The organism is Actinomyces ruminicola (genome assembly GCF_900103885.1).
Classification (GTDB): Bacteria; Actinomycetota; Actinomycetes; order Actinomycetales; family Actinomycetaceae; genus Actinomyces; species Actinomyces ruminicola.
Map to the genome: position 1 here is coordinate 1 of NZ_FNIM01000031.1, position 5304 is coordinate 5304.

The 5304-nt window shown below is 60.5% G+C and carries 2 rRNA genes; both read left to right on the top strand.

Annotated elements, in window-relative coordinates:
- Window positions 1-89 precede the first annotated feature (89 nt).
- Window positions 90-1659, top strand: a 16S ribosomal RNA gene (locus tag BLR49_RS12790).
- A gap of 351 nt (window positions 1660-2010) precedes the next feature.
- A 23S ribosomal RNA gene (locus BLR49_RS12795) occupies window positions 2011-5250 on the top strand.
- Together the 16S and 23S rRNA genes form the textbook arrangement of a ribosomal RNA operon.
- Window positions 5251-5304: the final 54 nt, after the last annotated feature.

Genomic DNA, 5304 nt, shown 5'->3' on the forward strand with positions numbered 1-5304 from the left:
TGGGTGTGTTGTTTGGGATCTCGATAGTGTGTCGTGTTTGTTTGTTTTGGTTGGTGTTTTTTGTTGGTTTCTTTGTTTGGTTTTTGTTTTGTTTGGAGAGTTTGATCCTGGCTCAGGACGAACGCTGGCGGCGTGCTTAACACATGCAAGTCGAACGGGCTTTCCTGCTGGTTTTTGCTGGTGGGTTGGTTAGTGGCGAACGGGTGAGTAACACGTGAGTAACCTGCCCTCTTCTCCTGGATAACTGCTTGAAAGGGCGGCTAATACGGGGTGGTCTGGCCTGCCTGCATGGGTGGGTTGGTATAGGTTCAGCATTTTGTTGTTCCGGTGGGGGATGGGCTCGCGGCTTATCAGCTTGTTGGTGGGGTGATGGCTTACCAAGGCTTTGACGGGTAGCCGGCCTGAGAGGGTGGACGGTCACACTGGGACTGAGATACGGCCCAGACTCCTGCGGGAGGCAGCAGTGGGGAATATTGCACAATGGGCGGAAGCCTGATGCAGCGACGTCGCGTGAGGGATGGAGGCCTTCGGGTTGTGAACCTCTTTTTCCGGTGGTGAAGGCCTGCTTCTTTGTGGGTGGGTTGACGGTAGCCGGGTTAGGAAGCGCCGGCTAACTACGTGCCAGCAGCCGCGGTAATACGTAGGGCGCGAGCGTTGTCCGGAATTACTGGGCGTAAAGGGCTTGTAGGCGGCTGGTCGCGTCTGCCGTGAAATCCTCTGGCTTAACTGGGGGCTTGCGGTGGGTACGGGCTGGCTTGAGCGCGGTAGGGGAGACTGGAACTCCTGGTGTAGCGGTGGAATGCGCAGATATCAGGAGGAACACCGGTGGCGAAGGCGGGTCTCTGGGCTGTTGCTGACGCTGAGGAGCGAAAGCGTGGGGAGCGAACAGGATTAGATACCCTGGTAGTCCACGCTGTAAACGTTGGGCACTGGGTGTGGGGGCCCTTTTCCGGGGTTTCCGCGCCGTAGCTAACGCGTTAAGTGCCCCGCCTGGGGAGTACGGCCGCAAGGCTAAAACTCAAAGGAATTGACGGGGGCCCGCACAAGCGGCGGAGCATGCGGATTAATTCGATGCAACGCGAAGAACCTTACCAAGGCTTGACATGGGTCGGTTGCTGCCGGAGACGGTGGTTCCCTTGCTGCGTTTTGTGGTTTGGGCCGGCCTGCAGGTGGTGCATGGTTGTCGTCAGCTCGTGTCGTGAGATGTTGGGTTAAGTCCCGCAACGAGCGCAACCCCTGTCCCGTGTTGCCAGCGCTTTTGGGCGGGGACTCGCGGGAGACTGCCGGGGTGAACTCGGAGGAGGGTGGGGATGACGTCAAATCATCATGCCCCTTATGTCTTGGGCTTCACGCATGCTACAATGGCCGGTACAGTGGGTTGCGATGCCGTGAGGCGGGGCGAATCCCTTAAAGCCGGTCTCAGTTCGGATCGGTGCCTGCAACTCGGCACCGTGAAGTTGGAGTCGCTAGTAATCGCGGATCAGCAACGCCGCGGTGAATACGTTCTCGGGCCTTGTACACACCGCCCGTCACGTCATGAAAGCCGGTGACGCCCGAAGCCCGTGGCCCTATGGGGAGCGGTCGAAGGCGGGGCTGGTGATTGGGACGAAGTCGTAACAAGGTAGCCGTACCGGAAGGTGCGGCTGGATCACCTCCTTTCTAGGGAGACTGTTTGGCGCCGGCCGGGCAGGCAGACACTCCGCTGGTTTGTGCTTGGGCCCGTGGTGGGCCTGGGTGGGCGGGGCCCCTCTTTTTTCCTTGCCTTTTTTGGTGTGGGTGGGGGGGGTGGCATGCTGTCGGGTTCCGGGGCTGCGCGCCCTGGTGTGGTTCTGGCTCTTGGTGCGGCTGGCTGGTTTGGCTGGTTGTGTCTGGGGGTTGTGGGCTGGTTGGTTGTGAACTGTATAGCGGACGCGAGCATTTGTTTGTTTTGTTTGTCGCGTGTTTGTGGTTGTTGTTGTTTTGCTTGTTGTTCTGGTTGTGGTTTGCTTGCTTGTTTGGCGTGTTTTTGTTTGTGTTGTTTTTTTGGGCGTTCGGTGGATGCCTTGGCACCAGGGGCCGATGAAGGACGTGGCGGCCTGCGATATGCCTCGGGGAGCCGGCTTGCGGGCTGTGATCCGAGGGTTTCCGAATGGGGGTACCCGGCGCGGGTTGTGCCGTGTCACCCGTCCTTGAATTGATAGGGGGCGGGGGGTTACGCGGGGAAGTGAAACATCTCAGTACCCGTAGGAGAGGATATTCCGTTAGTAGTGGCGAGCGAACGCGGAGGAGGTTAAACCGTGGTCGTGTGATTACTCGGCAGGGGTTGCGGCTGCGGGGTTGTGGGGCGTGCCTGTGGGTTTGCTGCCGTGGGCCCGCGTGCTTGCTGGTGGGTAGCCGGATCCTTTGGGAAGGGGAGCCGTAGAGGGTGATAGCCCCGTAGGTTGAACCTGCTGGTTGTGCGTGGGGTGCGTTCCCTTTTGTAGCGTGGGGTTCGTGGAGTCCTGCGTGAGTCTGCCAGGACCACCTGGCTGCCTAAATACTTCCTGGTGACCGATAGCGGATTAGTACCGTGAGGGAATGGTGAAAAGTACCCCGGGAGGGGAGTGAAAGAGTACCTGAAACCGGGCGCCTGCAAGCCGTCAGAGCCTGTTTGTTCCTGCTTTTTGTGGGGGCGGGTGGGTGGTGGCGTGCCTTTTGAAGAATGAGCCTGCGAGTCAGGGCGTGTCGCGAGGTTAACCTGTTGTGGGGTAGTCGTAGCGAAAGCGAGTCCGAAGTTTGGGCGGTTTAGTGGCGCGTTCTGGACCCGAAGCGGGGTGATCTACCCATGGCCAGGTTGAGGCACGTGTAAGAGCGTGTGGAGGACCGAACCCACCTCGGTTGAAAACGGGGGGGATGAGCTGTGGGTAGGGGTGAAAGGCCAATCAAACTCCGTGATAGCTGGTTCTCCCCGAAATGCATTTAGGTGCAGCGTCGCGTGTTGCCGTGCGGAGGTAGAGCACTGGTTGGTTGAGGGGCCTTACAGGGTTACTGATGCCAGTCAAACTCCGAATGCCGTGTCGGTTCTAGCGTGGCAGTGAGACTGCGGGGGATAAGCTTCGTAGTCGAGAGGGAAACAGCCCAGATCGTCGGCTAAGGCCCCTAAGAGTACGCTAAGTGGGAAAGGATGTGCGGTCGCGGTGACAGCCAGGAGGTTGGCTCAGAAGCAGCCATCCTTGAAAGAGTGCGTAATAGCTCACTGGTCGAGTGGTCGTGCGCCGACAATGTAGCGGGGCTCAAGCGTACCGCCGAAGCCGCGGATCCCGGCCCCCCTTTTTTTTGGGTGGTCGGGGTGGTAGGGGAGCGTCCTGCGTTGGGTGAAGCCCGGGGGTGACCTGCGGGTGGACGGCGTGGGAGTGAGAATGCAGGCATGAGTAGCGAGACCGGGGTGGGATTCCCCGGCGCCGTATGACCAAGGGTTCCAGGGGCAGGTTCGTCCTCCCTGGGTGAGTCGGGGCCTAAGGCGAGGCCGACAGGCGTAGTCGATGGATGACGGGTTGATATTCCCGTACCGGTAGGACACCGTCCATGCTGACGCGCGGGTGCTAACCCACGCCGCTGCCGCCCGTTCGCGGGTGCGGCCCGTCCGGTCTTCGGGCCGGGGGTCGTGCCTGTGGGTGGGGGCGGTCTGGGGATCCTCCGTGCTGGTAGGCAAGCGTGTTAACAGGGGTGACGCACAGAGGTAGCCCGGCGGGGCTTGTGGCTTGTCCCGTTCAAGCGTGTGGCCCGGCGCCCAGGTAAATCCGGGCGCCACACCCTCTTGGCCGTGGTTTCACGGGCGGGGGGGTTGGGTGAGGCGTGATGGTGACCCCGCCCGTTGGGGCGGGGGATAGCAGGGTGATCCTGGGGTGCCTAGAAAAGCCTCGACGCGAGGTGTTCTACCGCCCGTACCCGAAACCGACACAGGTGGTCGGGCAGAGTATGCCCAGGCGGGCGAGTGAATCATGGTTAAGGAACTCGGCAAAATGCCCCCGTAACTTCGGGAGAAGGGGGGCCCGGGCCCTGAAGCCCCTTTTTTTGCGGGCTAGGGGTGAGGGCCGCAGTGACCAGGGAGGAGCGACTGTTTACTAAAAACACAGGTCCGTGCGAAGCCGTAAGGCGATGTATACGGACTGACGCCTGCCCGGTGCTGGAAGGTTAAGAGGATCCGTCAGTCCCACGCTCTTGTGGGGTGAAGCGGTGAGCCCAAGCCCCAGTAAACGGCGGTGGTAACTATAACCATCCTAAGGTAGCGAAATTCCTTGTCGGGTAAGTTCCGACCTGCACGAATGGCGTAACGACTCCTCTACTGTCTCAACCATGAGCTCGGCGAAATTGCATTACGAGTAAAGATGCTCGTTACGCGCAGAAGGACGGAAAGACCCCGGGACCTTTACTATAGCTTGGTATTGACGTCCGCCATGGCTTGTGCAGGATAGGTGGGAGACTGTGAGGCCGGCACGCTAGTGCTGGTGGAGTCGTTGTTGGGATACCACTCTGGCTGTGGCGTGCGTCTGAACCTCGGCCCGTGATCCGGGTCAGGGACAGTGCCTGGTGGGTAGTTTAACTGGGGCGGTTGCCTCCTAAAGAGTAACGGAGGCGCTCAAAGGTTCTCTCAGCCTGGTCGGCAACCAGGTGTTGAGTGCAAGCGCACAAGAGGGCCTGACTGTGAGACCGACGGGTCGAGCAGGCACGAAAGTGGGAGCTAGTGATCCGGCGATCCCGTGTGGGTGGGTCGTCGCTCAACGGATAAAAGGTACCCCGGGGATAACAGGCTGATCCTGCCCAAGAGTCCATATCGACGGCATGGTTTGGCACCTCGATGTCGGCTCGTCGCATCCTGGGGCTGGAGCAGGTCCCAAGGGTTGGGCTGTTCGCCCATTAAAGCGGTACGCGAGCTGGGTTTAGAACGTCGTGAGACAGTTCGGTCCCTATCCTCTGCGCGCGCAGGAGACTTGAGGAGGCCTGTCCCTAGTACGAGAGGACCGGGACGGACGAACCTCTGGTGCGCCAGTTGTCCCGCCAGGGGCACGGCTGGTTGGCTACGTTCGGGCCGGGTAACCGCTGAAAGCATCTAAGCGGGAAACCGACTCCAAGATAAGGTCTCCGCAAGCCGTCCCCGTCCGCGGGGGTGGTTTGGAAGGCTCCCAGCAGACTACTGGGTAGATAGGCCAGATGTGGAAGCAGGCAGCCCCACCAGGGGGTCAACCTGCTGATGAGCTGACTGGTACTAACAACAGCCGAACACAACACAACACCCCCCAACACGCGCGCCGGCCGGCCGCAGTGCCGGCACCGGCCCCGGGGGGG